The organism is Candidatus Neomarinimicrobiota bacterium (genome assembly GCA_034716895.1).
Lineage (GTDB): Bacteria > Fidelibacterota > UBA8477 > UBA8477 > JABMPR01 > JABMPR01.
Genome location: JAYEKW010000061.1, coordinates 1 through 4,244, shown reverse-complemented (window position 1 = coordinate 4,244; position 4,244 = coordinate 1). Strand labels below are relative to the sequence as shown.

Genomic DNA, 4,244 nt, shown 5'->3' with positions numbered 1-4,244 from the left:
ATGTCCAATTACGCCGGCCACAAAGCGAGACATTGGAAATTGTCCCTTAAGAACCTTATCCAACTGTGAACGTAGCTCATCACTGACCTCTGGAAATTCACTTTTCCAAAAATCCTGAACCTGTTCAGGACCCAGGACGCTCTGTTTCACTCCATCAAACAGATCGGATGTCGTATAGGCAATATCATCAGCCAGATCCATGATAGCACACTCAATTGGTCTTATCGAAACGCCAGTTTGGCTCGCCGTATCCAGAGACTCATCCTGATGAACCCAGGACCGGATCTCAGCCTGATCGGGATACAGAAATTTCGCTCCATTTCGAGTATTTGCTTTCCCAACGATCTTATATTTTAGAACACTATCCAGCAAAGCCCGTGTAGGTTGCATACCCCCTTTGCCAATCCCCCGCCGATCGCCACGCACAATGTCTGTGAGAATCCGCAGTGACTGGGCATTTCCCTCGAAACCGCCCCAGGAATCCATAAGCTCATTCAGGCGGGATTCACCTTTATGGCCAATGGGAGGATTACCCAGATCATGAGCCAAACAAGCTGCTTCCACCAGGGTATCATCAATTTGAAAACCAGGCTGGAGATATTCGGATCGGCGATTTAAATAATTTACCAGGGAACGACCGACCTGAGCCACTTCAATAGAATGGGTCAAGCGGGTCCGGTACTGATCACTTTGACCTGTGACATAAACCTGGGTCTTACCCTGTAATCTTCTGAAAGCTGTGGAATGGATCACCCGGTCACGATCGATCTCAAAGGGACTGCGATATTCATTTTCGGGAAGGTGTCGATCTCCCAGGGTTTCAAAATCCCAGGCTGTATAAAATGTATTTTTAGAAATCATTGGGGTAATCTAGGGTAGATCAAGGTCTGTTTCAATGGCTTTGCTTGTTCACCCGCTCCTCATAATTTATCATTTCTTTCGCGCTCTGGGGTGAAAGCTGCTATGTACTTCTTTCAGGTAGGTACTATCCAGATGGGTATAGATCTGGGTGGTGGAGATATCCACGTGTCCCAGCATTTCCTGCACTATCCTGAGATCGGCGCCCCCTTCCAGTAAATGAGTTGCAAAGGAATGGCGGAAAGTATGGGGACTGACTGCTTTTTTTAGTCCTGCTTTTTCAGCTAACTGCTTGAGAATGAACCAGATACCTTTACGTTGAAGCGCTTTCCCACGATTGTTCAGAAAGATGATGCCTTCGTTGAAATAGCCTTTTCTCAGGGATGGCCGGCCATGTTCCAGATATTCTATCAGCCATTTTTTAGCTTCCCCACCCAGGGGAACAATGCGTTCCTTATTGCCTTTGCCGCGAACCAGAATGAGATCTTCATCCATAAGGACTTGTTCAATAGTTAGATCACAGACCTCAGAGACTCGCATCCCGGCTGCATACATCAATTCAAAGAGGGCTCGATCGCGCAAGCCCAGGGGCGTTTCTGTATCGATGGTCTCAAGGAGCAGCTCAATATCTTCAACATTCAGGATCTTCGGCAAACTGGCAGGTAATCTGGGTGAATCCAGGAATTGAGTCGGGTCTTTTTCAAGGTAGCCTTCCATTACCATAAATTTGTAATAGGCTCGTAATGAAGAAAAATGACGTGCCACACTGGTTTCAGCCATACTACGCCGTTTAAGATCCCCGGCATACTGCGTAAGCATCAGATGATCGATAAGACCTGGATCATCGATCGCCTGGGCACCCAGGAAATTCCAGAAATCCTGGAGATCATCCAGATAAGCCTGTTGGGTATTTTTTGCCAGATTGCGCTCAACACGCAGGTAATTAAGAAAATCCTGGAGATAATGTTCAGAGCGCGGCATGGAACAATATACAATTAAGATTTAAGATTTAAGATTGGTGGTCTAGTAGGAAGTCTAACCGCGAGAGCGCAGCGGTCGCGAGGTGTTGATAAATAAAAATAGTGATCAACATGCCATATATGATTTCGTTTACTGGGCTTCGATTATATTTCATGATTTCTCAAATACTCCTAGCGGTTTCATGAAGATTGAAAGCAAAAGGTAATTCCTTGTCACTTGCCACCTGTCACTTGCCACTTTTTACTTATTCCCTGCTTCAGCCAACTCGATTGCTCGATCTATCCGAGACAAACAACTTTTCTTCCCCAGAATAGCCAGAATCTCAAACAAACCAAAGCCCACTGCCTTACCGGTAATGGAAACACGCAGGGCATGGACGATCATTCCCATTCCAACCCCTTCATGCTGGATAAAATCACGCAGCAGATTCTCAATTGACTCGGCAGAAAAGCTGGAAGCGTCAGTCAGGGGTTTCACCAATCGCTTCAGTAATTCACGTTGGGCATTTGCATTCACAAGCCGTTTACGAAAGGCTTTTTCTTCATATTCAATAACGTCATCAGCCTGGAAGAACTCTTGATAGTCCAAAATATCACCAGCAATGGAGATACGCTCACCGGCAGCCTCCAATACAGCTCTCACCGTATCCATGGTTCGGTCTCCCAGGGTTGCTTCTTTGGAATTGAGCGAAAGGTTCCTGGTTGATGAGATCAGCCCGGCTTTTTCCAGAAAAGGGACCACCATTTCCAGACGTTTATCCATTGACAATCGCCACATATAGCGACTCTGGAAAGCAGTCAACTTTTGGGGATCAAAGCTGGCTGGTGCCTTGTTGATCCGATCCAGATTAAAATTCCTGATCATATCTTTTCGGCTAAAATCCTCAGTACGATCATCCAGAGACCACCCTAACAATAACAAATAATTTAAAATGGCTTCAGGTAGGAAGCCGATCTCGCGATAAAAATCAATGATCACCGGATTAAAGGTTTCCGGACTTGCAAGGAACCCAATCTGCTGAGCAATATGCTCTCCATGATCAAACAGCACCTTGAAATCGCGGTTTTTAAGATATTTGTCCAGTTTGCGTTTACTTAATTTATTGGAACTACCTGGCTCAGCCACAAAGGGTAGATGGGCGTATTGGGGTAACTCCAACCCGAGACTTTGACCAATAAAGATCTGGCGGGGTGTATTGGATAGATGCTCAATGGCCCGAATAACATGACTGATCTCAAAAGCCCCATCATCCACCACATTGGTAAGATGATATAGACAACTTTTATCCTTACGTTGAATAACATGATCCTGCTCTCCAGCCCAGGCAAACGACATTTCTCCCCGAACCAGATCCTGAAATTCACAATTCCCCTCTCTGGGCATTTTGAGACGCACAACAGCTTCCCGTCCCTGGGATTCAAAACGGGCAATATCCGCAGCAGATTCAGCCATCCATGTGCGCGAATATATAAATTGTCGTTTCTCTTTTTCAGCAGACTTGCGCTCGGCAGCGAACTCCTCTGGTCGGGAGAAATCTTTATAGGCAAAACCTCCATCCAGCAATTTTTCAACTGCTTCAGCATAGATATCTGACCGTTGTGACTGAAAGTAGGGTGCATGGGGGCCACCAACATCAGGACCTTCATCCCATTCAATTCCCAGCCATTTGAAGCCATCCATGATGGGTTGCAATGCTTCAGATACGTTACGTGCCTGGTCTGTATCATCCACTCGGAGAATGAATTTTCCACCGTGATGTTTGGCAAACAGCCAGTTAAACAGGGCCGTTCGAACCCCTCCGATATGGAGGTAACCAGTAGGACTGGGGGCAAATCGAACGCGAACATTGGAAAGTTGAGTTGAGGTCATGACTTCTTTATAGTCTTTCTTATTTAAACATATTCATCATTTCATCACACGACATGTAGTCGAAGAGCATTTAATATTAGCGGAAACAGTAGTCAATCATACTGAGAAAATCAATACTACGAAAAATTACCATACTTTATGTCCACTAACCTACAGGTCTATCCCGATGCCATCAAGAGTTTCTATTGAGCGATACCAATTGCGCCTAAAGCAAGAATTTTGGGGACAGAAATTTTATAAATATGGTTCTTCCCCTAAATGCGTACCTGGAGACGAGGATGTCAGAGATATAAGGGTATAGAGGCTGTGTGAGAATAATGACAACGCTTACCCCATGCTTTAGCTTGGGGGTATGATAACCTACTATTACCTAGGGCTTTAGCCCCGTATTGTTGGGCTAAAGCCCTCCTTTTTTAAGGTTTTTATAACCCCCAGGCTGAAGCCTGGGGTAAGTATCAATAGTAACAGTACTATACGTAGACAACTAAAGCTAATCTTAGCAAGCAATTATTCCGGCGCAATGAAGTTTTCACACA

General features: G+C 45.2%; 3 protein-coding genes. All 3 read right to left on the bottom strand.

Annotated features, from left to right (window positions below):
- A partial coding sequence (dgt, locus tag U9Q77_04040; GenBank protein ID MEA3286527.1) for a dNTP triphosphohydrolase occupies positions 1-861 on the bottom strand: 861 nt, incomplete at its 3' end.
- Positions 862-930: 69 nt separating this feature from the next.
- Positions 931-1,839 carry a site-specific tyrosine recombinase XerD gene (gene xerD, locus U9Q77_04035; protein ID MEA3286526.1) on the bottom strand — a complete coding sequence of 303 codons (909 nt, stop codon included), beginning with the start codon at positions 1,837-1,839 and terminating at the stop codon, positions 931-933.
- 240 nt (positions 1,840-2,079) lie between these two features.
- Positions 2,080-3,708 carry a glutamate--tRNA ligase gene (gene gltX, locus U9Q77_04030; protein MEA3286525.1) on the bottom strand — a complete coding sequence of 543 codons (1,629 nt, stop codon included), beginning with the start codon at positions 3,706-3,708 and terminating at the stop codon, positions 2,080-2,082.
- Positions 3,709-4,244 lie beyond the last annotated feature (536 nt).

Coding starts and splice junctions, on each gene's coding strand:
- xerD (MEA3286526.1), bottom strand. CDS start 1,839: ATGCCGCGCTCTGAACATTATCTCCAGGATTTTCTTAATTACCTGCGT.
- gltX (MEA3286525.1), bottom strand. CDS start 3,708: ATGACCTCAACTCAACTTTCCAATGTTCGCGTTCGATTTGCCCCCAGT.